The sequence below is a fragment of the Rheinheimera nanhaiensis E407-8 genome (genome assembly GCF_000296695.1).
Lineage (GTDB): Bacteria > Pseudomonadota > Gammaproteobacteria > Enterobacterales > Alteromonadaceae > Alishewanella > Alishewanella nanhaiensis.
In genome coordinates this window covers 1-24,197 of sequence record NZ_BAFK01000027.1, presented here as the reverse complement: position 1 = coordinate 24,197, position 24,197 = coordinate 1, and the positions used below count along the sequence as shown (strand labels likewise).

The 24,197-nt window shown below is 52.4% G+C and carries 29 protein-coding genes; 20 read left to right on the top strand and 9 right to left on the bottom strand.

Going from position 1 to position 24,197, the window contains the following annotated elements; genetic code table 11:
• Positions 1-81 precede the first annotated feature (81 nt).
• Positions 82-675, top strand: a complete 594-nt coding sequence (locus RNAN_RS16655) for a GNAT family N-acetyltransferase (RefSeq protein ID WP_081502316.1) — start codon at positions 82-84, stop codon at positions 673-675.
• Here the strand turns inward: RNAN_RS16655 and RNAN_RS16650 are convergent.
• The gene (locus tag RNAN_RS16650) at positions 672-3,062 is read right to left on the bottom strand and encodes a Lon protease family protein (RefSeq protein WP_008223931.1); all 2,391 of its coding nucleotides are present in this window, start codon (positions 3,060-3,062) and stop codon (positions 672-674) included. The genes RNAN_RS16655 and RNAN_RS16650 overlap by 4 nt on opposite strands.
• 146 nt (positions 3,063-3,208) lie before the next feature.
• On the opposite strand from RNAN_RS16650, the gene RNAN_RS16645 reads away from it, so the two are divergent.
• The 4 genes from RNAN_RS16645 to RNAN_RS16630 all read left to right on the top strand — a co-directional run bounded on the left by RNAN_RS16645 (position 3,209) and on the right by RNAN_RS16630 (position 5,499).
• Complete coding sequence (locus RNAN_RS16645) at positions 3,209-3,484, top strand: hypothetical protein (protein ID WP_008223928.1); 276 nt, start codon at positions 3,209-3,211, stop codon at positions 3,482-3,484.
• 80 nt (positions 3,485-3,564) lie between these two features.
• On the top strand, positions 3,565-4,167 hold the full coding sequence (locus RNAN_RS16640) for an HvfX family Cu-binding RiPP maturation protein (RefSeq protein ID WP_008223926.1): 603 nt from the start codon (positions 3,565-3,567) through the stop codon (positions 4,165-4,167).
• Positions 4,168-4,247: 80 nt separating this feature from the next.
• Complete coding sequence (locus RNAN_RS16635; protein WP_148275773.1) at positions 4,248-4,808, top strand: sigma-70 family RNA polymerase sigma factor; 561 nt, start codon at positions 4,248-4,250, stop codon at positions 4,806-4,808.
• Positions 4,801-5,499: a DUF3379 family protein gene (locus RNAN_RS16630; protein ID WP_008223923.1), complete on the top strand. Its 699-nt coding sequence runs from the start codon at positions 4,801-4,803 to the stop codon at positions 5,497-5,499. The genes RNAN_RS16635 and RNAN_RS16630 overlap by 8 nt, the downstream gene beginning before the upstream one ends.
• Positions 5,500-5,545: 46 nt before the next feature.
• On the opposite strand, the gene RNAN_RS16625 is transcribed toward RNAN_RS16630, so the two are convergent.
• The gene (locus tag RNAN_RS16625) at positions 5,546-6,328 is read right to left on the bottom strand and encodes a hypothetical protein (protein WP_008223922.1); all 783 of its coding nucleotides are present in this window, start codon (positions 6,326-6,328) and stop codon (positions 5,546-5,548) included.
• Between the two features lie 353 nt (positions 6,329-6,681).
• Here RNAN_RS16625 and RNAN_RS16620 point away from each other — a divergent pair, with 353 nt between their 5' ends.
• On the top strand, positions 6,682-7,125 hold the full coding sequence (locus RNAN_RS16620; RefSeq protein ID WP_008223920.1) for a choice-of-anchor L domain-containing protein: 444 nt from the start codon (positions 6,682-6,684) through the stop codon (positions 7,123-7,125).
• On the opposite strand, the gene pnuC is transcribed toward RNAN_RS16620, so the two are convergent.
• The 6 genes from pnuC to RNAN_RS16585 all read right to left on the bottom strand — a co-directional run bounded on the left by pnuC (position 7,089) and on the right by RNAN_RS16585 (position 10,083).
• Positions 7,089-7,652 (bottom strand): nicotinamide riboside transporter PnuC, encoded by a 564-nt coding sequence (gene pnuC, locus RNAN_RS16615; RefSeq protein ID WP_008223918.1) that lies wholly within the window; start codon positions 7,650-7,652, stop codon positions 7,089-7,091. The two genes, RNAN_RS16620 and pnuC, sit on opposite strands and share 37 nt — an antisense overlap.
• A gap of 40 nt (positions 7,653-7,692) precedes the next feature.
• Entirely contained in the window at positions 7,693-8,097 is a 405-nt protein-coding gene (locus RNAN_RS16610; RefSeq protein WP_008223916.1) for a DCC1-like thiol-disulfide oxidoreductase family protein, read from the bottom strand.
• A gap of 4 nt (positions 8,098-8,101) precedes the next feature.
• Positions 8,102-8,443 (bottom strand): gamma-glutamylcyclotransferase family protein, encoded by a 342-nt coding sequence (locus tag RNAN_RS16605; RefSeq protein ID WP_008223913.1) that lies wholly within the window; start codon positions 8,441-8,443, stop codon positions 8,102-8,104.
• A gap of 22 nt (positions 8,444-8,465) precedes the next feature.
• On the bottom strand, positions 8,466-8,657 hold the full coding sequence (locus RNAN_RS16600) for a hypothetical protein (RefSeq protein WP_008223912.1): 192 nt from the start codon (positions 8,655-8,657) through the stop codon (positions 8,466-8,468).
• 411 nt (positions 8,658-9,068) lie between these two features.
• Positions 9,069-9,419 (bottom strand): putative quinol monooxygenase, encoded by a 351-nt coding sequence (locus tag RNAN_RS16590; protein WP_008223910.1) that lies wholly within the window; start codon positions 9,417-9,419, stop codon positions 9,069-9,071.
• A gap of 184 nt (positions 9,420-9,603) precedes the next feature.
• A complete protein-coding gene (locus RNAN_RS16585) occupies positions 9,604-10,083 on the bottom strand; it encodes a zinc ribbon-containing protein (protein ID WP_008223909.1) in 480 nt (159 codons plus the stop codon).
• A 138-nt stretch (positions 10,084-10,221) separates the two neighbouring features.
• Here RNAN_RS16585 and leuS point away from each other — a divergent pair, with 138 nt between their 5' ends.
• The 14 genes from leuS (at position 10,222) to RNAN_RS16515 (ending at position 23,441) form a co-directional block, all read left to right on the top strand.
• Positions 10,222-12,807, top strand: coding sequence for a leucine--tRNA ligase (leuS, locus tag RNAN_RS16580; protein ID WP_008223907.1), 2,586 nt, complete (start codon positions 10,222-10,224; stop codon positions 12,805-12,807).
• Between the two features lies 1 nt (position 12,808).
• On the top strand, positions 12,809-13,288 hold the full coding sequence (locus RNAN_RS16575) for an LPS-assembly lipoprotein LptE (protein WP_008223905.1): 480 nt from the start codon (positions 12,809-12,811) through the stop codon (positions 13,286-13,288).
• A gap of 19 nt (positions 13,289-13,307) precedes the next feature.
• Positions 13,308-14,354, top strand: coding sequence for a DNA polymerase III subunit delta (gene holA / locus RNAN_RS16570; protein WP_008223902.1), 1,047 nt, complete (start codon positions 13,308-13,310; stop codon positions 14,352-14,354).
• A gap of 4 nt (positions 14,355-14,358) precedes the next feature.
• Entirely contained in the window at positions 14,359-14,991 is a 633-nt protein-coding gene (nadD, locus tag RNAN_RS16565) for a nicotinate-nucleotide adenylyltransferase (RefSeq protein ID WP_148275772.1), read from the top strand.
• Between the two features lie 62 nt (positions 14,992-15,053).
• Positions 15,054-15,374 (top strand): ribosome silencing factor, encoded by a 321-nt coding sequence (rsfS, locus tag RNAN_RS16560; RefSeq protein ID WP_008223899.1) that lies wholly within the window; start codon positions 15,054-15,056, stop codon positions 15,372-15,374.
• Between the two features lie 6 nt (positions 15,375-15,380).
• Positions 15,381-15,851: a 23S rRNA (pseudouridine(1915)-N(3))-methyltransferase RlmH gene (gene rlmH / locus RNAN_RS16555; RefSeq protein ID WP_008223898.1), complete on the top strand. Its 471-nt coding sequence runs from the start codon at positions 15,381-15,383 to the stop codon at positions 15,849-15,851.
• Positions 15,852-15,853: 2 nt separating this feature from the next.
• Positions 15,854-17,722: a penicillin-binding protein 2 gene (gene mrdA / locus RNAN_RS16550; protein WP_008223896.1), complete on the top strand. Its 1,869-nt coding sequence runs from the start codon at positions 15,854-15,856 to the stop codon at positions 17,720-17,722.
• Positions 17,715-18,833 carry a rod shape-determining protein RodA gene (gene rodA, locus RNAN_RS16545; protein WP_008223894.1) on the top strand — a complete coding sequence of 373 codons (1,119 nt, stop codon included), beginning with the start codon at positions 17,715-17,717 and terminating at the stop codon, positions 18,831-18,833. Before mrdA ends, rodA begins: the two co-directional genes overlap by 8 nt.
• Positions 18,833-19,654: a septal ring lytic transglycosylase RlpA family protein gene (locus RNAN_RS16540; protein ID WP_008223893.1), complete on the top strand. Its 822-nt coding sequence runs from the start codon at positions 18,833-18,835 to the stop codon at positions 19,652-19,654. The genes rodA and RNAN_RS16540 overlap by 1 nt, the downstream gene beginning before the upstream one ends.
• Before the next feature lie 32 nt (positions 19,655-19,686).
• A complete protein-coding gene (locus tag RNAN_RS16535) occupies positions 19,687-20,844 on the top strand; it encodes a serine hydrolase (RefSeq protein WP_008223892.1) in 1,158 nt (385 codons plus the stop codon).
• A 103-nt stretch (positions 20,845-20,947) separates the two neighbouring features.
• Positions 20,948-21,229 carry a DUF493 family protein YbeD gene (gene ybeD / locus RNAN_RS16530; RefSeq protein WP_008223891.1) on the top strand — a complete coding sequence of 94 codons (282 nt, stop codon included), beginning with the start codon at positions 20,948-20,950 and terminating at the stop codon, positions 21,227-21,229.
• A 49-nt stretch (positions 21,230-21,278) separates the two neighbouring features.
• A complete protein-coding gene (gene lipB / locus RNAN_RS16525) occupies positions 21,279-21,980 on the top strand; it encodes a lipoyl(octanoyl) transferase LipB (protein ID WP_008223890.1) in 702 nt (233 codons plus the stop codon).
• On the top strand, positions 21,973-22,950 hold the full coding sequence (gene lipA / locus RNAN_RS16520) for a lipoyl synthase (protein ID WP_040552392.1): 978 nt from the start codon (positions 21,973-21,975) through the stop codon (positions 22,948-22,950). Before lipB ends, lipA begins: the two co-directional genes overlap by 8 nt.
• 131 nt (positions 22,951-23,081) lie before the next feature.
• Complete coding sequence (locus RNAN_RS16515; protein ID WP_008223888.1) at positions 23,082-23,441, top strand: PilZ domain-containing protein; 360 nt, start codon at positions 23,082-23,084, stop codon at positions 23,439-23,441.
• Positions 23,442-23,457: 16 nt separating this feature from the next.
• Here RNAN_RS16515 and RNAN_RS19285 read toward each other — a convergent pair.
• The coding region (locus RNAN_RS19285) for a hypothetical protein (RefSeq protein ID WP_040552391.1) at positions 23,458-24,197 on the bottom strand (740 nt) is incomplete at its 5' end.

The window sequence follows — 24,197 nt, the reverse complement described above, 5'->3', positions numbered from 1 at the left end:
AGTAAATGTTAACAAAACGCCTTGAGTCACAGGCGCACTGCGGTACACTAAAACTTGTTTTTTGCTTTGCACAGAACGGCCATGACATTACTGCATAATATCAGCCGCACCTTACAGCGCCGGCGCAACGCGACCTGGCATGCGCTGGGCTACGACACCCGGGTACGGCCGGAGACGCCGGCAGACTATGCTGCCGTAGAGCAGCTTACCCGCACTGCTTTTAACAACGAAGCCGAAGTCAAGCTGATCCGTAAACTGCGCCAGGCACAAGATGACTGCATCGCTCTGGTTGCCGAGCAGCACGGCAAGGTAGTCGGGCATATACTGTTTTCACCGGCAACGCTGCAGCCTTATCCCAATACCCGCTTAATGGTATTGGCGCCAATGGCTGTCAGCAATGTGCTACAGCATCAGGGCATTGGCTCGGCATTAGTTCGCGCCGGACTAGAGCGCTGTAAAAAACGGGAAATTCAGGCGGTGGTGGTGCTGGGGCATCCGGCTTACTACCCGCGCTTTGGCTTTAGCCCGGCCAGCCAGTTTAACATCCGCTGCCCGTGGCAAGTGCCGGACAACACCTTTATGCTGCTGGCGCTTAACCCGGTGGCACTGAAAGGCCGCAGCGGCCAGGTATTGTATCACCCGGCCTTTACTGAGCTTTTGCCAGGCGCTGGCTAGTCATCCATAGCGCCATTAACCAGCTCGGCAATTTCAGCCAACCGCACTAAGGCACGGCCATTGACTGATTTTTTCGGGTATTGACCGCGGCTGTTTTTCTCGCCGGCTTCAACGCCGGTTAATAAGCTCAGCGCTTCATCGACGGTTTTCACCACATACAAATGGAATTTATGCTGCTTTACCGCCTGTATCACGTCATCATTCAGTACCAGGTTTAACTGATTACTGGCCGGAATGATGACGCCCTGCTCGCCGCTTAAGCCACGGCTTTGGCAGAGACGGAAATAACCTTCGATTTTCTCGTTCACCCCGCCAATCGACTGCACCTGACCATGCTGGTTAATTGAGCCGGTGACCGCCAGGCTTTGTTTAATCGGAATGTCGGTAATGGCAGATATCAGCGCACACACTTCCGCCAACGAAGCGCTGTCACCATCAATGTGGCCATAACTTTGTTCCATGGCAATATTGGCCGATAAGGTTAGCGGAAAATTACGCGCGTACTTGGCCCCAAGATAACCGGTTAACAGCAGCACCCCTTTGGAGTGGATGGCTTTACCCAGTTCCACTTCGCGTTCAATGTCTATCACGCCGCTGGAGCCGGCGAATACCGTGGCGCTAATCCGTGCCGGCGTGCCAAAGGCGGTATCACCTATTTCCAGCACTGTCAGGCCGTTTACCTTACCTACCGCCAAGCCGTCGGTATCAATTAAAATCTGCCCTTCCTGAATATCTTCCAAAAAGGCTTCGCTAATACGTCCGGTGCGGTACTGTTTGCCTTTTAAGGCCAACTGCACATGCTCTGCCGTTAAGCTGCTGCTGTGCTGCTGGCCGGCGTAATAACAGGCTTCGCGCACCAGCTCTAACACATCGGCAAAACGGGCGGATAATTTACGCTGATGCTCGGCCTGGCGAAAGCTGAAGCTAAGCAACTGGCGAAAACCGCTGGCGGTCAGCTCGTCGATATTCAGCAGCTGCATTTGCTCGCGAATTTGCATCGCCATATAGCTAAGCGTCTGGGCGTTGTACGGCAGATAATGCTCAAAGTCGGCCAGCACACGAAACAGCTCGTTAAATTCATCATCCACATCCTGGATCAGGTAGTACAGATCACGCGAGCCAAGCAATACAACTTTGACGTTCAGCGGTATCGCCTTGGGCGTAATAATGGTCGAGTTGGTCACCGCATGGTCTGACAGTGTATCAATGAGTAGCTCACCGGATTTTAGCGCCAGCTTTAACGCATCCCACAGCTGTGGCTGGGTAAGCAGACGGTCGGCATCTAAGATTAAATAGCCGCCGTTAGCACGGTGCAACGCGCCGGGGCGGATCATACGGTAATTGGTATACAGCGAGCCACTGCTGGAGTTGTACTCTACCCGGCCGAATAAGTTGCCGTAGCTGGGGCTGGGCTCAAAAATAATCGGCGCACCCGACATACTTTCATGGTGTACCAACACGTTAGGCACAAACTCTTCGACAAAAATTTCGCGGTTATCGCTCTCTTCCTGCTTTTCGCTTTCCGATTCATCCGGCATCAGCTCCAGCACGGCCTTTACCAGATGGCTGCGCATCTCGCGCACATAGCGCAGCACGCCCAGCTCAGCAGCATAGTCATGCTCCAACTGCTTTAACAGCGGTTTAATCGCCTGCTCTATGGTGTCTTTGCGCAGGGCACGCAGGTTCTCAGATAACTCGCGCTTCCACTGCGGCAGCTCCAGCAACTGTTCATTTAAAATGGTTTCCAGCTCGCCCACCAGGCTGTAAAAATACTGGCGCTGCTCTTCAGTTAACTTACTAAACTCCTGATCATCCAGCGGTTTACCGTCGATAATCGGCGAAAAACTCACAGCGCCGTTTTCTTCATACAGCACCACGTTTTTTTCCAGCGCTTTTTTCTCTACCAGCTCCAGCGCCAGCTCGTATTTATCATCAAAGGCGCGGGCAATGGCTTTTTTCTTGCGCTGGTAACCGGGGTTATCAAAGGCCGCCGGAAAGGTGTCCAGCAGCTCGTCAATCAGCGCTTCTATCCTTTTTACCAGCACCTTGCCCTCACCGGGCAACAGGCGCAGCGTATTGGGTACGCGCTCGTCATCAAAGTTATTTAAATAGCACCATTCATCCGGCGTGGCTTTTTCACTGGCCGCCTGCTGCAGTATATCCTGCACCAGCGTAAAGCGGCCCAGCGCCGGCTCACCCATCACATACAGGTTGTAACCGGGCATATCCATACCGATAGCAAACACCAGCGCCGCTTTAGCTCTGTCCTGGCCGATGAAGGCCGGCACCAATGTTCTGCTATCCAACGCCTGTTTAATCAGTTTAGCGTCCAGCTGTGGCCCAAGTTGGGGCAGCGTCAGTGCCAGCGGATGTGGGTGATGAGTCATGAATTACCTAGTAAAACCTGCAGTTATTGGCGCTATACTAGCAAAAAGCAGCGCTGCTGTGCTGGTCAATTTCGTTGTTTCACTAAAGAATTCGCTCGGCCCGTCGATACAGTAAGCATTAAGGCAAACAGTACACGGGGCCAATCATGAACGAGACATACCGCTTACAGAAAATTCGCAACCTGGGCGTACGGCTACAAGAGCTGGAACTGGTGTCATTAACACCGGGCAAGTCTTACACCAGTGCCGCGCTAAACTTTCTGTTTGCCGATCATGAGCTGGAGCGCCCTTGCGGCTTACCACTGGAACATACGTTAAAAACGCTGGGCGAGGCCATTATGGCCAAACGTAAAGTACGCTTCTCCAGCCTGGACGCCGACGCGGTTATCGACTTTTTCTGCCGGCTGTATCGCGTCCATTAACCGCAACTATTTTCGTGCCCCCTGAAAGATAACTGCAATACCGCCGTTCTTATGTTCTGTCGTTTTAACGGAGCAGCAAAATGCCGGCGGTTTTTACTTTTTACCAAGCTATTGTCAGCCGCAGCCAGGCGCTGGCCGGGTTAGCCCCTTTATTAATACGGCTGTATCTGGCCCCTGTGCTACTGCAAGCCGGTTGGAATAAACTTCAGCACTTTGATGATACCGTGGCCTGGTTTGGCAACAGCGATTGGGGGCTGGGTTTACCCTTGCCGCTGCTGTTAACCGTATTGGCAATTGCCGCCGAAACCCTGGGCGCGCTGCTGTTGTTACTGGGTTTATTTACCCGGTTGGCCAGCATACCGCTGATGGTGACCATGCTGGTGGCCATTTTTGCCGTACATTGGCCTAACGGCTGGCTGGCCATTGCCGATAGCAGCAGCTGGTTGGCAAACGAACGGGTAATACAATCCGCCGAGCAGCTTCAAGCGGCTAAACAGCTGCTGCAGCAACATGGCAATTATGCCTGGCTCACCCATAACGGCAGTTTTGTTATTTTAAACAACGGTATTGAATTTGCTGCCACCTACTTTGTTATGTTGGTTAGCCTGTTTTTTAGCGGTGGCGGCCGCTACACCAGCCTGGATTATTATGTGAAGCGCCGCGTCTGTGCGGGAGTACAGTAATGGGTAGCCTGCATTTTTTGCCAGGCCGGGCAAATAAGGCTAGGCTGGACAGCACTACCGTACAGAGTCAAAAGACGCCAATGCCCGATCACGTTAGTAATAACCAGCACAGTGCTGCCTTTTTTACGCTTGGCGACAGCAAAGCTAAGCGCTACGAGCTGCTGGTAAAACACTATCATGCCGACTTGTATCGCTACGGCTATTGGTTATGTAAAGATGCGGATATTGCCCAGGATCTGGTGCAGGAAACTTTTTTGCGCGCCTGGAAAAGCCTGGACAGCTTGCTGGATGCCAGTGCTGCCAAAGCCTGGCTTATTACCATTTTACGCCGGGAAAACGCCCGCCGCTTTGAGCGTAAGCAATTTGATTACGACGACGGCGCCGAGCAGGATAGCTTGGCCGATACGGTGCAAAGCAGTGCCGAACAACAATACGACAATCAGGTGGTTCGCCACCATTTGGCCGCGTTACCCGAAGAGTACCGTGAGCCGCTGGTGTTGCAGGCATTAGGTGGCTTTAGCAGTGACGAGATAGCCAACCTGCTACAGCTGAATGTGAATACCGTTAACACCCGTTTATTTCGCGCCCGCAAATTATTACGGGCCAGCCTGGATGTATCAGGAGAGCGCCACCATGACTAATACCGAATTACGCCGTTTATTACTGGCCGACCCTTACAGTCAGCATCCGGTACTACAACAAGCGCTGCAGCAAGATGCCGGTTTACGCCAGTTTGCCCAACAACTGCAGCAGCAACAACAAGCATTGGAAGATGCGCTGCAAATACCGGTACCACCTATGCTGGCTGAGCAGTTATTGCACATTCCTCAGCAGCAAAAACGCCAGTGGCGCTGGTTAACACCATTAGCCTTAGCGGCCAGTGTCGCCATGGTGTCGCTGTTGGGGCTTAATTGGTATCAGCAGGGTTATGCCAGTGATATCGGCAGCCATGCGCTGGCCCATGTTTACCATGAACAAGACTATTTGCTGTCCCACGCCCGTGCGCAGCCGCTTGATGAGGTAAACCTGAAACTGGCCAACTTTGGTGCCAGTTTGCAAGAGTGGCAGGATGAGATTATTTACGCCCGCTATTGCACCTTTCAGGGCGTGCGCTCGCTGCATCTGGCGGTAAAAACCGCCAGTGGCTATGCCACTGTCTTTGTTATACCTAAAGACACAGATCTGAAGGCAACGCCACACTTTGCCGATCAGCAATATCAAGGCCTGACGCTGGCCATGCAAAATGCCAATGTGGTGGTGGTGAGTGATAACCCGGCCGATTTACAACAGCTGCCGGCTAAGTTACAACGTAAACTGGTGTTTTCAGCATAAAAAAACGGCCCCGCCGGGCCGTTTTATGGCAAAACTACACTATTTATCAGGCGCGGCTTTTACGCAACCGCAGCGCAGCTAAACCCACTGCAAACAATAATGCCGTTGCCGGAGCAGGCACATCACTTGGGTCAACTTGGGCACCGACATAACTGATCAGGTTTTTCGTCAGTTGTTGTGAGTTTGGCACGTCATATTGGTTCATCATAAAGTTTACGTCCAATATGGTGGTCAGCGCGCCTGCCATAGCGTTGGTTAAGCTGCCAACGCCAAACGCCACACCAGCGCCCATAGAGCCATCTGCGCGGGAGGTGATCCACTCACCCGTGCCATGGCTGGTGTAACATCCAGAGGCAGCGTAGTTAACCTGGCTTACTGTATTAGGGCCGGTAAAGGGTTCATGCACCATTTGTACACCGTCGTAACAGCCGGAAAAGCCCAAAGCGCCACCGCCCAGCAGATTAATCAGCGATAAAATCGAGTTATTGCGGCTCATAAAATTATCGTTCTCGCCCATTAAGAACAGGCCGCCGCCGTTACTTAAATAGTCCAGATAAATATTTTGCGCCGCAGCATCCAGGGCAGCAGCGTTAAAAAAGCGCACATCCCATACCTGAGCATAACCAGAGATATCGCTTAACAGGTTGTTACTGATAGTAACGGTATTACCTACAGCTTCGTGCAATGCCTGCAAATTAGTGGTTAATGCACTGGTGGTGCCCACTTCGGTGGTTTGATCTGCACCGTTAATAATTAAGATAGGACCGGCAGTTACCGCAGCTGAACACAGTAATCCGGCTGCACAAAACAATGACTTCAACAACTTCATACTTCACTCCGTGAAAAATCAACTAGTTACCAATTTTTTTGGCCGGGCATGTTAAGCAAAAATCGCGCCTTAAATAAAAACTCATAATAATCATACACATAAAAACAAAACCTGCAGAACACCCGCTGCAACGTAAAGAAAGCTGACAACATCACCAAAGCTGATTAAAAATTAAACAATTCAAATAAAGTACGTCATATTTTTTACATGCATCCTCGATACATTAAATGAAAAATTGTAATTCTTATATTTTTCAAAACCTTAAACAAAAAAGGCTGTAAGACATACTATTTGCTAGAGGCAGCCGGCTTAAACGCCTTTTATAACAATCAGCAATAACATGGAGATAATTAATGAAACTTAGGAATTTAGTGGCGGCACTGAGCTTGGCGGCCATGCTGCCGGCACAGGCCGCCGTAATTGGTGTTGAGGTAATGACATCGGCCAACAACGCCGCCAGTGCGCAATCAGCCATTTATCAAAGCGCACTGTTTAGTAACGGCGTACACTCGGTCGGTATTGCTGGTGGTATTTTCTTAAGCACCGGCACCGCTAACCTGGCAGACAGCAACACATCGTCCAGCCTGAGTTTTAGCACCGGCACCGGTAGCGATACCGACTTGTCAGCCTTATTAGCCGCCAATGGCGCGCCAAGCACCACCACCAATGATGTTAACTTTCTGGAATTTCAGTTCTCAGTAGCCGCTGGTTTTAACGCGATTAGCCTGGATTTTATCTTTGTCATTAGCAGCGGCGACGGTTATACCGCCGCCGCTTTTAGCAAACGCCGCCACTGATACCAGCCATACCAGGCGTTAAACCAAAAACCGGTATACACCAGCGCAGTTAATTGCAGCTCACGCGATAAATACAGCGGCACCGCCAGGGTGTTTACAATAAGCCAAAACCACCAGGTTTCCAGTTTGCGGTTCATCAGTAAAAACTGGGCAATCACGCTGAACATTAAAATGGCTGAATCGACAAAGGGCGCATAAGCATCGGTTAAACGGTGCAGCATAAAGCCATATAGCACTGTTACCACCAGCGCCAACGCGGCATAGGCCAACAAGCGCACTAAGGCGGTGTCGGTTATCTGTTTTACCCCACTCGCCCTGCCCCACTGGTACCAGCCAATGGCGTTGGTGGCGATAAAAAACAGCATCAGCAACACTTCGGCATACAGCTTTACCTGATAAAACAGCAGGGAAAATAAGGCACAGCCAATAATACCCAGCCACCAGGTATGAATACTGTTACGCGCCGCTAAAAACACCGCCAGTAAGTAAAAGCCGTTGGCGGCATATTCCAGATAAGTCAGGTTCATTGGCTATCCTGTTGTTAAATACTGTTGTGCGCGGCGTTGGCTAAAAGCGGTCGTTATCGGCAAGGCCCAGGTTATTAATTTTGCGCTTACCGCGCAATTTTAACAGCATATTACGACCAGCGCGCAGCACGGGGTACAGGCATTTTGCTACCCTGCGGGATTTAAACAGGTGGTAATTCAACCGGTTAAACAAGCCGCTGCGGCTACTAAGCAGCGATAACATATAAAGTGCATCGGCACCGTAATACAGCTTATCACCCATTTTCAGCACCATACCCTGGTCAATATCCAGCCCCTGCGCGGTGATCTGCTGCATAATGCTGCTGTCGTCACGGGCATTGATCAGTGTTAACTCACCGACACTTTGGCGAATACGCACAAGTTGGCTGTAAGCACTACAGGCCGGACAGTCTTTGTCATAAATAAGCACTATGGGCTCAGGCATAGGTTTATTGCTCTTGTTTGGCGGTATAGATCCAACAGCGCATGCCCGAGGTGAGCGTTGCCATCACCCGTTGATAGTCGTCTACTTCATAATCATCAGCCCGGGCTAATTCGGCCTCTGTCAGCTCAAATACCACACCGGCAACTTGCTGCTGCATATTGCCGGTAAAGCGCAAAATCGGGTGCACTGCCTTGCCACTTTCACGCAGTACCCGTGCATCGGTTATGGTAATTTCACCCACCACATAGCCCGGTAAACTGTCGGCAGTGCCGGTTAACTCGCGGCCAAAGTTAGCCAGTTGCACAGCTTTTTGCTGTAAGGTGCCATAAGAGAATAAAAGCGGCATAGTGACTCCTGCCCGTTTGCGGTTATTTTGACAGCTGATCGACTTTACGCTGCAGCTCTTGTACCTGCAATTGCAAGGCCTCAACTTTTAGCTCTAAACTCTTGCGGGTTTTGCCGTTTTTTAAATAAGCTCTAATCCAATCCGGCAGGTCAAACAGTTCAATTAATAACAGCACTACAACCATAATGGCCATTACACTTACCATTTCCCACATTAGATTGCTCCTTGATAACGTTCCCTAAGCTGTGGTCCTGGGAAACCATATACGGTTATTCCGAAGAATACTGCGTACCAGCCAGCATTTGAGAATTTTGGCAAAAAAGCCAATATCAATCCCCCAACGATCAGGAATATGCAGCCGGTGATGATGTCGTTCTTAGTGAGCAGTTTCATCTTATCAAGTCATATAACGCTTATTCGACGGGCCGACCCGCCTTTAAACACGGGCTGATCCGTACTTGTAAATTTAATGTGCCTTACATTACTGGCCGTTGGTAAAAAATACAATGAGATGCTGACACTGCTCGCTGTGCAGCAGTAAAAAATGCAACAGCTTTGGTTGGCCAGCCGTCATAAACTAGCAGGTAGCAAAAAACCTGCTGCTGCAGGTTTTTTGCTGTAGCGGTTATACCAGTTTTGGCGCGTCGAAGTTTGCTGGCTCGTCGCTGTATATGCAGACATTCCAGTCGGCGGCAAGACCGGTTTCGGCCAGGCAGTAAGTTTCGAAGAAGTGCTTTATTTCAGCGCGTTGGCAGTGCGCTTCAAAGCTGGCTAAATCGGCCCAGATCTCGTTAAAGGCAATCGGGAAGCTTTTGCCTTCGGCAAAGGGGCTGGCGATTTGCCGGGTAACGGTATACTGCAGGCAGCCATCTTCACGCTGACTGTTGGGCTCTAAGCTTTGCAGTACCTTAAATAGCTCATCGGCTTTGCCGGGTTTGGGTAAAAACTGGGCAATACAATACACTTTTTTCGACATGCGCTATCCTGTTGGCTGGCTCGGTCGCCAGCAGCTTTACCTATAGTATTTAAGTGCCGTTAGTCGGCACCGCTGCCTAGTGTAAAGCAATTTTAGTAAAACACTTAGTCAGTTTGCTTTTGTCAGCTTTCCCGAACCGGCGCCCCTGGTCACCCAAGCGTTTACGCCCTTTTTAACAGCGGGCTTATACCGGTAAGCCCTCGCGGAAAAACTGCACGCCGCCACACTGGCTGCAAGCCAACAATTCTGCCGGGTGGGTATAATCGATATGGCTCATACAGTGGCTGCAGCGGTAGCGGCCCATGCCCACCATTTCGCCCTGGTAATACACACCCTGGTGGCTAAAGTCCTGCGCCAGCTCCTGCCATTCCAGCTGGCTTTTGTCGGTTATGCTACTAAGCTCCTGCCACAATGCTTCGGGCCACAGCGACGGCAGGCTGTCTGGCTCTGCCGCCTCGTCTTCACTGTGCTCCTGCCACTGACGTTTTAGGGTTTCAATAAACAGCGTGGTTTCGTAAGCGCTTAAGTCTTTACCGGCCTTCACATAAGCTTTTAGCTGCTCGATAACATCGACCAGATTATTCAACTGTTGCTGCTCGGTTTGCTTCAGGCTGTGGCTAAACTCGGCCAGCCATTGTTGATACTTCTTTACAAAATCGGCCATAACGTCTCCTTGGGTTTAAAACCAGTATAGACAATGCGCTGCTGGTTGTTGTCATAACGGCTCTGCGGTATGCTATAGCCACTTTTTTGCCACCTAGACGGCAGCTGTACTAACCCCCCCCTTTTTCGGAAGACCTGAATGCAAGAACAATACAACCCGCAGCAGATTGAAACGGCACTGCAGCAGCAATGGGAACAGAGCAACGCCTTTAAAGTGACTGAAGATAACAGTAAAGAAAAGTTCTACTGCCTGTCGATGTTCCCTTACCCCAGCGGGCGTTTGCATATGGGCCATGTGCGTAACTACACCATAGGTGATGTGGTTAGCCGCTTTCAGCGCATGCAGGGTAAAAACGTGCTGCAGCCCATGGGGTGGGATGCCTTTGGTTTACCGGCAGAAAACGCTGCCATTAACCATAAAACCGCCCCTGCTAAGTGGACTTACGAAAACATCGATTACATGAAAAACCAGTTAAAGCGCTTAGGCTTTGGCTATGACTGGAGCCGCGAAGTGGCGACCTGTAAGCCGGAATACTACCGCTGGGAGCAATGGTTTTTCACCAAGCTGTACGAAAAAGGCCTGGTATACAAAAAAATGGCCACCGTGAACTGGGACCCGGTAGATCAGTGCGTACTGGCTAACGAGCAGGTCATTGACGGCCGCGGTTGGCGCTCAGGCGCTTTGGTCGAGCAGCGCGAACTAGCCCAGTGGTTTATTAAAATTACCGCTTACGCCGAAGAGTTGCTGGCCGATTTAGACCAGTTAGACGGCTGGCCAGAGCAGGTAAAAACCATGCAGAAAAACTGGATTGGCCGCTCTGAAGGCGTCGAGATCCGTTTTGATGTGGCCAACAGCGAACAATGCCTGAGCGTTTACACCACCCGGCCAGATACGCTGTACGGCGTCACTTATGTGGCTGTTGCCGCCCAGCACCCACTGGCGCAGCAAGCTGCGGTTAATAACGCTGAGCTGGCCGCCTTTATTGAAGACTGCAAAGGCGGCAAAATGGCCGAGGCCGAGCTGGCTACCATGGAGAAAAAAGGCTGTGCTACCGGCCTGTTTGCCGTGCACCCGTTAACCGGCGAGCAGGTGCCGGTGTGGGTCGCCAACTTTGTGTTAATGGACTATGGCTCAGGTGCAGTCATGGCAGTACCTGGCCATGATCAGCGCGATTACGAATTTGCCACCAAGTACCAGTTGCCAATCAAGCAGGTGATCACCGCAGCTGATGGCAGTGCGGTGACACTGGAGCAGGCCGCCTATACCGACAAAGGCATATTGGTGAACTCTGGCGACTTTAACGGCCTGGACTTTGACGCCGCCTTTAACGCCATTGCCGACAAACTGGCCGGCATGGGCCGGGGTGAGGTAAAAGTAAATTACCGTTTGCGTGACTGGGGTGTATCACGCCAGCGTTACTGGGGCGCGCCGATTCCAATGTTAAACCTGGCCGATGGCAGCCAGGTACCGGTGCCGGAGGAGCAGCTGCCGGTTCGGTTACCGGAAGATGTGGTTATGGACGGTGTGATCTCACCGATTAAAGCCGACCCGAACTGGGCAAAAACGACCTACAATGGCGCGGAAGCGTTCCACGAAACCGACACCTTCGACACCTTTATGGAGTCGAGCTGGTACTACGCCCGCTACTGCAGCCCCGATTACGATAAAGCCATGCTGGACCCGGCCAAAGCCAACTACTGGCTACCGGTCGATCAGTATATCGGCGGTATTGAACACGCCATTTTGCACCTGTTATACAGCCGCTTCTTCCACAAGCTGCTGCGCGATGTGGGTTTAGTGCAATCTGACGAGCCGTTTAAGCGCCTGCTATGTCAGGGCATGGTGCTGGCCGAAACCTTTTACCGCGACACCGAGAACGGCGGTAAAGTCTGGTTTTCACCAGCAGATGTGACCGTACAGCGCGACGACAAAGGCCGCATTATCAGTGCGCTACTCAATAGCGATGGCCAGCCGGTGCAATCGGCCGGTATGAGCAAGATGTCTAAGTCGAAAAACAACGGCATCGATCCGCAAAAAGTGATTGACCAGTACGGCGCCGATACGGTGCGCTTATTTATGATGTTTACCGCGCCGCCAGAGCAAACGCTGGAGTGGTCAGACTCGGCCGTGGAAGGTGCGCACCGCTTTATTAAGCGCATTTATACCCTGGTGAGCGACTTTGCTGCCAGTGGCCCGGTTGGCCAACTGGACCTGGCAGCGCTGAACAACGAGCAAAAAACCCTGCGCCGTGAACTGCATAAAACCATTGCTAAGGTATCAGACGATATTGGCCGGCGTTACACCTTTAACACTGCTATTGCCGCCATTATGGAGCTGAGTAACAAGCTGCAAAAAGCCAGCCTGGCAACCGAGCTTGACCGCGCCGTGATGCAGGAAGCCATACTGGCACTGCTGCAAATGTTAAACCCGATTACGCCGCACGTAGCGCAATACCTGTGGGCCCAACTGGGTCAGCAACACAGCATAGAGCAAACGCCGTGGCCACAGGCTGATGCGGCCGCCATGGTAGAAGATGAAAAACTGGTGGTGGTGCAGGTTAACGGTAAAGTACGTGGCAAAGTGACGGTAGCGGCCGATGCTACAGAAGACAGCGTACTGGCGGCGGCAAAAACCGATGAGAATGTCAGCCGTCATCTTGAGGGAGTCAACATTCGTAAAGTCATTTACGTGCCGGGTAAGCTGCTGAACCTGGTGGTGGGCTAATATGGCCCGCCTTACCACCCTGTTAATGGTGTTGGCCGCACTGCTGCTTAGCAGCTGCGGCTTTCACCTGCGCGGCGACCTGCCGCTTAGCCACTTTCCGGCCATTTATGTACAAAGTGAGCGCCACTCAGAGTTAGCCGCGCTGGTCAAAGCGCGGTTTAGCTACAACAAAGTGACCTTGCTGGACAGCTATCAACAGGACGCTCCGGTGCTGGAGCTGGTAAAAGACTCGCTGGAACGGCGCACGCTGTCACTGTTCCCCAACGGCCAGGTGGCCGAGTATGAGCTGATTTACAAAGTGCAGTACCGCTTAACCATGCCAAACGCTGACACCCAGCCCTATCAGTTTGAGCTGTACCGCGATTATCAGGACGATCCTAACCAGGCTCTGGCCAAAGCTAAAGAGCTGGAGCTGCTGCTGGGCGAATTACGCCAACAGGCGGCCAACCGCATATTACGCCAACTGTCCAGGTTACAGTAATGGGCGTTGGCAACAGTTGATGCAAAAACTCTACGCCAACCAACTGCCACAACACGTTCAGGGCCCGCTGGCAGGCTGTTATCTGCTGTTTGGCGAAGAGCCACTGCAAAAACTCGAAGCGATAGATGCCATTCGTGCCGGCGCCAAAGCACAGGGTTTTGCCGAGCGCATCAGCCTGACCGCCGATGCACAGTTCGACTGGCAGCAGCTGGCCAGTGAGCTTAGTGCCATGTCGCTGTTTGCCGAGCGGCGCCTGATAGAGCTGGAGCTGGTGCAGCAAAAGCTGAGCAGCGAAGCCAATGAGCAATTAAAAGCGCTGCCACAGCAGCTGCACTGCGATATTATTCTGCTTATTCATGGCGAGCGCAGTTTCAGCGATGTCAGTAAACTGGCCTGGTTTAAACAGCTGGCCGCCCAGGCAGTGCAGGTACCCATTTACCCGCTGGATGAGCGGCAAAGCCAACAATGGCTGCGTGAACGTGCCCGTACGCTGCAGCTGCCACTTACCGGCGACGCGCTGAGCCTGTTGCAACAGCATTGTGCCGGCAACCTGTTAGCCGCACGCCAGGAGCTGGAAAAACTGGCACTAAGCCAGCTGCCAGCCCCTTTGGATGCCACAGCGTTAAGCCAGTTTTTAGCCGATCACTCCAGCTTTACCGTGTTTCAGTTAGTGGATGCGATACTGCAAGGGCAGTTAGATGAAGCGCTACACCGGCTGCAGCGGCTGTGTCAGCAAGACACCGAGCCGGTGATCATTGTCTGGCAGCTGCATAAAGAAGTGACGCAACTGCGCCAACTGCTGCACACCCAGCAGCACGGCGGCAACCTGAGCGAGCAGTTTAAACAACTGGCGATCTGGCCTAAACGCCAAAGCCTGTACCTGCAAGCACTGACGCGGTTTTCGCTGCCGTATCTGGATTATTTACTGCAAGAGCTGGCCGCCTTTGACCGCTTATATAAGGCCGGCCAGCTGCCAGATACCGATGTTGCGCTGGCACATCTGGTCAGTTTTATGATTAAGCCGGTCGCCAAAACGTTTTCGCTGCATCATGTCTGTGATGACTAAAGCTATGATGACAAAAGAAGTAGGCATATTAGGCGGCACCTTTGACCCGGTACATCAGGGCCATATTGCCTGTGCCGATTTTGTCCGCCGCTATTGTCAGTTAGACGAAGTACGGCTGATGCCCTGTCATCTGCCGGCGCACCGCGCCAGCCCCGGTGTAGATGGCCCAACGCGCGCAGACATGGTACGCCTGGCGATACAGGGCCACCAGGCGCTGCAACTGGAGCCGCTTGAACTTAATAAAGACACGCCGTCTTACACCGTCGACAGTCTTCAGTTATTGACGGCACGCGAGCCCGCCAGCCGTTTTTACTTTATTATCGGCATGGACTCCTTATGCTACTTCCGACAGTGGAAAAACTGGCAGGGTATTTTGCAGCATTGTCATTTGCTGGTGTGCCAACGCCCCGGCTATCAGGCCACAGAGGGCGACGCCCCCTTTTTGCTTGAACACTATGCGGTTGATAACCTGAGCGCGCTTAAACAGCAGCCGGCCGGGGCTATTTTGCTGTTACCCAATCCGCTTAATGACATCAGCGCCAGCCAGATCCGTCAGCAGCTGCACAGCAGCGGCACAGCGGCGGCTTTAGATCCGGCGGTATTGAACTATATTCAAAGTCGACAACTCTATCGGTAGCGGCTATCGCTGCCATTAAACTGTGGTAAAATGCCGCTTTTTTCAAGCGCAGAGGAATCAGGGTGCAAACAACCGAGCTGGTAAGTTTTATTCAGGACAAAATTGATGACATGAAAGGCCGCGATGTCGTGACCTTAGATGTACGCGGCAAATCCAGCGTAACCGAATTTATGATTATCTGCTCCGGCACGTCTAACCGTCATACCAAGTCTATTGCGGACTATGTGGCGGCAGAAGTAAAAAAAGCCGGTATAGCAGCCCTGGGTATTGAAGGCCAGAGTTCAGGCGAGTGGGTACTGCTGGATCTGGGCGATGTGGTCGTGCATGTGATGCTGGAAGACAGCCGCAGTTTTTACCAGTTGGAAAAGCTCTGGAGCGCCTAAGCCGCGATGAAGTTAACACTGATTGCCGTTGGCAGTAAGATGCCCGCCTGGGTGCAAAGCGGTTATGAGGAGTATGCCCGGCGCTTTCCGCGTGATATGCCGCTGGAGCTGATTGAAATTGCTGCCGGCAAGCGCGGCAAAAATGCTGACATTAAACGCATTTTAGAGCAGGAAGGCGAAAAAATGCTGGCGGCGGTGCCACGTGGCAGCAAAATTGTCACGCTGGAAGTGACCGGCGACAACTGGAGCAGCCCGCAGCTGGCCGCCAAACTAACAGACTGGCAGCGCGATGGCCGCGATGTCTGCTTATTGGTGGGAGGGCCTGAAGGCCTGGCACCCGCCTGCATTGCTGCCAGTGAAGCAAAATGGTCGTTGTCCGCCCTGACACTGCCCCACCCTTTGGTGCGGGTGGTATTGGCAGAGAGCTTATACCGGGCCTGGAGTATTTGTACTAACCATCCGTACCACCGCGAGTAACGATGTTAAAAAAGCGCGTCGCCATTCAGGATTTTGCTGCCGAATCCCGCCTGTTTAACCAAAGGGCGGTAGTGGCTATGTTGGTGGTAGTGCTGCTGTTTTCTGTCATCATTTTCAATATGTACCAGTTGCAGGTGGTGAAATACCAGGATTATCAGACCCGCTCTGAGGGCAACCGTATTAAAGTGGTGCCAATGGCACCGAACCGCGGCTTAATTTACGACAGAAGCGGTATTTTACTGGCAGAGAACCGGCCGGTGTTTTCGCTGGAGCTGGTGCCAGAGCAAGTGAGCGACATGAGTGCCACCCTGGACGCCCTGGCTCAGCTGATTGAACTCACCCCCGAACAAACCGACAACTTTTTAAAGCAGGTACGTGCCCAGCGCCGCTTTAACAGCATAGCGATAAAAGAACAGCTGACCGACACTGAAGTGGCCATTATTGCCGCCAACCAACACCGTTTTCCCGGTGTTACCGTAGAGGCGCGCTTAAGCCGCCACTACCCTTTTGGTGATTTATTTACCCATGCTATCGGTTACATTGGCAAAATAAACAGCCGCGAACTGCAGCAGCTGGAGCAAGACGGTGAGGCCGCCAATTATGCCGCCAGCCGCGATATCGGCAAAATTGGCCTGGAGCGCTATTATCAGCGCGAGCTGCACGGCACCATGGGCTATCAGGAAGTCGAGGTTAACAACCGCGGCCGCACCATCCGTGTGTTGCGCTCGGTGCCGGCGGTGTCGGGCCAGAATATTCACTTAGGCCTTGATGTTGGTCTGCAGCTGACAGCGCAGCAAGTGCTAAAGCAGCAGCGCGGCGCTATAGTGGCGATAGACCCGCGTGACGGCGCTGTGCTGGCGTTTTACAGTAACCCCAGTTACGACCCCAATTTATTTGTCCATGGCATCAGCTCAGCTAACTACAATGCGCTGCTTAACTCGCGCGACAGGCCGCTGATAAACCGGGTTACCCAGGGCGCTTATCCGCCGGCCTCGACTATTAAGCCGCATCTGGCGTTGCTGGGGCTGGAAACCAACACGGTTACACCACAAACGAAAATCTGGGATCCCGGCTATTTTATGTTACCCAACAGCGATCACCGCTTTCGTGACCACTTACGCTGGGGCCATGGTTGGGTTGATGTCTACACGGCGATGATTAAAAGCTGCGATACTTATTTTTATGAAATGGGCATTAAGCTGGGCATCGATCGCATCTCCGACTACATGAGCAAAATGGGTTTTGGCGAAAAAACCGGCATTGATATCCATGAAGAAAGCAGCGCTGTGATGCCATCACGCGGCTGGAAGCGGGCGCGGCATAACCAGCCCTGGTACCCGGGCGATACCGTGCCCCTGAGTATCGGCCAAAGTTACTGGACCACCACCCCCATCCAGCTGGCCGTAGCCACCTCAGTGCTATTGAATGAAGGCAAACTTGCCACCCCTCATATGGTGACCGCCTTTAGCGACGATAGCCAAAGCAATGTGCTGGCGCCGCCGCTAAAGCAAGTGATCGAAGTGGTGAACCCGCGTAACTGGCAGGTCGTGATGGACACCATGCACAAAACCGTAACCGACATAGGTGGGACTGCGCATAAGGCATTTTTGGGCGCGGCTTATAATTCTGCCGGCAAAACCGGTACAGCGCAGCTGGCCGCGATTGCCCAGGATGCCAAATACGACGCCGATGCCATTGACGAGCGGCTGCGCGATAATGCCATGTATATTGGCTACGCCCCGTATGACAAACCCAGTATTCTGATTGTGGTGGCACTGGAAAATGCCGGTGGCGGTGGTGCTAACGCGGCCCCTATTGCCCGCCAGATGATGGACTATTACTTCTCAGCCGGGGTAAATCAGCATGAATGAGCCGTTTCGCGCTAATGCGCGCCATAGTCGTCTGGCGGCATTTCATCTGGATGGGCCACTGCTGTTAGGCCTGCTGGCATTAATGGCTTTTGGCCTGTTTATTATGTACAGCGCGTCCGGCCAAAACCTGCTAATGATGAAAGCACAGGTTATCCGTCTCGGCGTAGCACTGGCGGTGTTAGTGGCAGTGGCGCAAATTAAACCGCAAACCATCCGCCGCTGGTCGCTGCCGTTGTTTCTGGCAGGTTTAGGGTTACTGGTGGCGGTGCTGCTGGTTGGCCATGTTGGCAAAGGCGCCCAGCGCTGGCTGGATTTGGGCTTTATGAAATTTCAGCCATCAGAAATTATGAAACTGGCAGTACCGATGGCCGTGGCCTGGTTTATCGCCTCACATAGCTTGCCACCCAGGCTTTGGCATTTGTTGTTGGGCTTTTTAATGTGTGCCATTCCCACCTTGCTGATTGCCAAGCAGCCCGATTTGGGTACCTCTATTCTGATCGCCACTGCCGGGGTCTTTGTACTGTTTTTATCCGGCATGAGCTGGCGCATTATTGCGCTGGTTGCTACCTTAATTGGTGCCTTTTTACCGGTCTTATGGCTATTTTTAATGCGTGATTATCAGCGCCAGCGGGTGCTGACCTTTTTAAACCCGGAAAGCGATCCGCTGGGCTCGGGGTATCACATTATTCAATCAAAAATTGCCATCGGCTCTGGCGGCTTTGACGGTAAGGGCTACTTACAGGGTACCCAGTCGCAGCTGGAGTTTTTGCCCGAGCGCCACACCGACTTTATTTTCTCGGTAATCAGCGAAGAGCTGGGCTTAACCGGTGTGTTGATTTTGCTCGGCCTCTATCTGTTTATCATCGGCCGTTGTATGATCATCGCCAGCCGCGCCCAGGACAACTATGGCAAACTGGTTGCCGGCAGTTTTACCCTGACCTTTTTTGTCTATGTATTCGTTAACATCGGCATGGTGTCCGGGTTATTACCGGTGGTTGGCGTACCGCTACCGCTAATAAGTTACGGCGGTACCTCTATGGTTACGCTGATGGCAGCCTTTGGTATTATTATGTCGATTGGTACTCATAAACGTATGTTGGCAACGCCCTGATGAAATACGCATTTATTATCGCATCACTTAGTGTTGTACTTGCCGCCTGCAGCAGCTCACCGCCGCCTGCCAATACCACAGCTGAACCAGTGCCTAATGCCGGCCGCTACCAACAGGATAAAGACAGTATTCCATCGCGTCTGCCGACCATGCTGGAAATGGTTGACCCAAAGCCCAAAGCCGAGCCATTAAGCCGCGGCGGCAACAAGCCCTATACCCTGTTTGGCCAGCACTATTCGCCGCTGGTTAACAGCACCAGCCATACCGAGATTGGCATGGCGTCCTGGTATGGCAATAAGTTTCATGGCCATCTGACCTCCAATGGCGAAACCTACAACATGTTTGCCATGACCGCCGCGCATAAAACCCTGCCGCTGCCATCTTATGTGCGGGTGACTAACCTGGATAATAACCTGTCGGCCATAGTGCGGGTGAATGACCGCGGTCCGTTTCACCGCGACAGGGTGATTGATTTATCTTACTCAGCAGCGCATAAAATTGGCATGTTAAAGCAAGGTACAGCCAGAGTTCAGCTCGAACTGTTACAATCGCCCGCTATGTATGCCAACACCACGCTACCTGGCAATAACAGCTGCTTTATTCAGGTGCTGGCCAGCAGTGACAGTAACCGGCTTAGCCAACTGCAGCAGCGCTTAGCCAAAGAGCAGGCCTTACCCAGTGAAATACAGCCGGGCAGTGGAATTTTTCGCTTACTTGTTGGTCCTACCGCCAGTAAGCAGCAGGCACAACAGTGGCTGCAACAGTTAAAAGCCGGGCCTTTCCCGGATGCATATTTTTTTGATAGCCGTCAGTGCAGCTGACATCATTATAACGATGAATAAGAACAGGTCTCATGAATAGTTACTACCAGATATTTGCCGTCGCCGCCGTTTCTGTGGCCAGTGCCAGCCTGCCCGCGCTGGCACAAAACGTGATCCCCCAGCCACCGGAAGTCGCCGCTAAAGGCCATATCCTGATGGATTATGACACCGGTAAAGTGTTGGCCGAAAACAATGCCGATATGTCGTTAGCCCCGGCCAGTTTAACCAAGATGATGACCAGCTACGTCATTGGCACCGAGCTGAAAAACGGCAATATCCGTAACGAAGATATGGTGACCATCAGCAAAAATGCCTGGGCGAAGAACTTCCCCGGCTCCTCACTGATGTTTATCGAGGTCGGCACCCAGGTGTCGGTAGCAGACTTGAATAAAGGCGTCATTATTCAGTCAGGCAATGATGCCTGTGTCGCACTGGCAGAGCATATCGCCGGCAGTGAAAGCGCCTTTGTGGATTTAATGAACGCCCACGCTCAGCGCCTGGGCATGACCAATAGCCGTTTTGGTAACAGCCACGGCCTGCCCAGTGCAGAAAACTATTCCACACCGCGTGATATGGCCATTTTATCGGCCGCGCTTATTCGTGACGTGCCGGAAGAATACGCACTGTATGCTGAAAAAGAATTCACCTACAACAATATTAAGCAGTACAACCGTAACTCCCTGTTGTGGGATCGCAGCCTGGAAGTCGACGGCATTAAAACCGGCCACACCAGCGAAGCAGGTTACAGCTTAATTACCTCGGCGGCCCGTGACGGCATGCGGCTTATCTCAGTGGTGATGGGGGCAAACAGCGAGCAGGCGCGCGCAGCAGAAAACAAAAAACTGCTGACTTACGGCTTTCGCTTTTTTGAAACCTTCAGCCCCTATCAGGCCGGTGAACAGTTTGCCGAACAACGTATTTGGCAGGGCGATAAAGAAAACATCCGGTTGGGTATTTTACAACCAGTACAAATTACCATTCCGCGTGGCCAGCGTAAAGATTTACAAGCCGACTTTACCTTGGATCAGCAGCTGATTGCCCCCATATCCAAAGGCCAGCCAGTGGGCACGGTTTACCTGAAGCTACAGGGTGAAGATATTGCCACCTACCCGCTGGTTGCGCTGGAAGATGTGGCCGAGGGCGGCTTCTTCAGCCGGATGATTGACTATATAAAAATGCAGTTTAACTAACAGGCCGCATTTTTGTGCATCAGGTCCCGGCATTGTCCGGGACTTTTTGTTACAATTAGCCCAGTTTTGCAGGCCCGGCCTGCAGTGTAAGAGTGAGAACAAAATGGCGCATGAAGTAAAAAACACCAAATTTGACGAATATCTGGAGTTTCCCTGCCAGTTCAGCTTTAAAGTGCTGGGCCTGGCTGATGAAGCTTTGGTTGATCAGGTGATGGCCGTAGTGCGCCAGCATACCGATGCCGGTGATTACAGCCCCACTGTACGCCCCAGTACCAAAGGCACCTATCACTCTGTTTCTGTTAGCGTCACTGTAACCAGCAAGCAGCATATTGAGCTACTGTACACAGAGCTTGGCAAAATTGAACTGGTACGTTACGTCCTTTGAGGTAATACCTCCGATGGCGCTACTCGTATTGCGTGTATAAGGCGGTATAATGCACAGCGATTTACAACAGGCCGACGCGCAGCAGTTAGCAGCGATGTGCAACCAGCTGGTGATCCGGGATCTGGGCATCCAAGACTACACCACAGTGTGGCAGGCGATGCAGCAGTTTACCGATACACGCACTGGCGCAACAGCAGATGAGCTGTGGCTGCTGGAGCATCACAGCGTGTTTACCCAGGGCCAGGCCGGCAAAGAAGAGCATCTGCTGTTTCCCGGCGAGATTCCGGTGGTGAAAGTCGACCGGGGCGGCCAGGTCACTTATCACGGCCCCGGCCAGTTGGTGGTCTATGTGCTACTGGACTTAAAACGGCGCAACCTGGGTGTGCGGGCACTGGTTACCTTAATTGAGCAGGTTCTGGTGCAGCTGTTTCAGCCTTACGGCATAAATGCCTACGCCAAGGCCGATGCCCCCGGCGTTTATGTTGATGAAGCAAAAATCGCGTCTCTGGGGCTTAGAGTGCGCAAAGGCTGCACCTTTCATGGTCTGGCACTTAATGTCGCTATGGATTTAACACCATTCTCGCGTATTAACCCTTGCGGTTACGCCGGCATGCGAATGATCCAATGTAAAGATATCGGTGGCCCGCAAAGTATTGCCCAGGCCAAACAACGAATAGTGCAGTGTTTTCAGCAGGCGCTGAACATTACCACACTGCATGCTAAAACAGGGTTAGACTGGCAAAATGACTAAAACTGCACGTATGGAGCCCGGCGTTAAACTGCGCGACGCCGAAAAAATGGCGTTAATTCCGGTAAAGGTACTGCCAACAGAACCCGAGCAGATGCTACGCAAACCCGAGTGGCTCAAAATTAAACTGCCGAAAAGCTCAGAGCGCATTGACCAGATCAAAGGTGCGCTGCGCAAACATGGCTTACATTCAGTATGTGAAGAGGCTGCCTGCCCTAACCTGACCGAATGCTTTAACCACGGCACCGCCACCTTTATGATTTTGGGCGCCATTTGTACCCGCCGCTGCCCGTTTTGTGATGTGGCCCATGGCCGGCCATTGCCGCCAAGCGCCGAAGAGCCGCAAAAACTGGCGTTAACCATTCGCGATATGAAGCTGAAATATGTGGTAATCACCTCAGTTGACCGTGACGATTTACGCGATGGCGGCGCCCAGCATTTTGCCGACTGTATTACTGAAATTCGCCAGCACAACCCTGAGATTAAAATTGAGGTGTTAGTACCGGATTTCCGTGGCCGCATGGACACCGCGCTGGATATTCTGACTCAAACACCACCGGATGTGTTTAACCACAACCTGGAAACCGCACCACGGCTGTATAAACTGGCAAGGCCGGGTGCCGACTATAAATGGTCATTACAGCTGTTAAAACGCTATAAGGCGGCCCATCCTACTGTGGCCACTAAATCAGGCTTAATGGTTGGCTTAGGTGAAACCACCGAAGAGCTGATCGAAGTATTAAAAGACCTGCGTGAGCATGACGTTGATATGCTCACCGTCGGCCAGTACCTGCAGCCGAGTAAGCACCACTTACCGGTAAAACGCTATATGCCGCCGGCTGAATTTGACGAAATTAAACGCATTGCCTATGAGCTTGGCTTTAAACACGTTGCCAGCGGGCCGTTCGTGCGTTCCAGCTACCACGCCGATCGCCAGGCTGCCGGTGAAGACATCGGCTTGCTAAAGCCGTAAAGCAACAGAACGCGCCCTCAGGCGCGTTTTTTTCTGCTGTCGCCCGCCGAGCGTGCTGATTTTCCCGCTTTTACTAACTGTTTTTCCGGCAAAAAACCGCTATGCTTGTTACAACATTAGCCGGGGGTTGCATGGAAAACAGACGTTTTAGCCGGGTAAATTTTACAGGTAAGGCCCATCTGGATATTGGCAGCCACAGCTGTAGTACCCAGGTGCTGGATTTATCACTTAAAGGGGCGCTTATTCAAAAGCCTGACGACTGGCCTGCCCGCTTACCCAAGCGCATAACCCTGCGTATTGCACTTAATGATTTTCCGCTGGAGCTGCAAATGGAGGTGAGTGTTGCCCATCAGTCAGCCTCTGTGGTGGGCCTGCACTGCGAGAAGATTGACATTGAAAGTGTGTCACACCTGCGCCGCTTACTGGAGCTGAATTTAGGCGATGCCAGCCTGTTAAGCCGTGAGCTGGCAGAGCTTGGAGAACACGGCTAAGCCCCCGCGCATATGGCTAAGGTGCAAGTGCCTGCTGCGCCTCATCATACCCCAGCGCAGCAGCCTGTTGCATAAATTGCTGCCAGGCCGGCCAGTTTTGTTGCTGGCGCGCCAGATACGCAAAATAATACTGCACCGGCATAATGGCCTCTGGCTTGTTGAGAATACGCTGCGCCAGTGTCAAATAAAGCGCTGGCAACCCCAGCTCGTACGAGCGCATGACATTCGCTGTCTCTACCACCCGATACGCCTGCAGGTTGCTTGCCGCGCAGCTCTCGACAGGTGTTAGCGCAATTTGCCCGGCGTCTAGCTGCCAGTGCTGTAAATAGGCTGCCTGCTGCGCGGCAAATAAGATATTAGGGTACAGTTTTGCACTGTGACAAACCTCAGCGGCGGTATCGTCCGCTAGCCGGTATTCATCAATAAAGCCCAATACATGCATAAACTCATGCCGCAATAAAGCCAGGCTGGCATTATCCGGTAGCTGTAAAATGCCATTGTTATAACTGGCAGCACCGCGCCCAGCGAGCACCAGCAGCTGACTAAAACCGCCGGCCGCCACGGTAGAGGACAGCGCCTGATAGTTGCACTGAATACGGCTGTCTGGCTGCTCGGTGCAGTTAAGCTCGGTAGCTTTTAGCTGTATGGCCGGCGCAAAGCAGACGGCTAACTGCTGTAACTGCTCATCTTGCTGCCACTGACTTAACAGCCGCAGCCAGGTGTTAAGCCCGGCCTGCTGGCTTACCACCGGCTGCA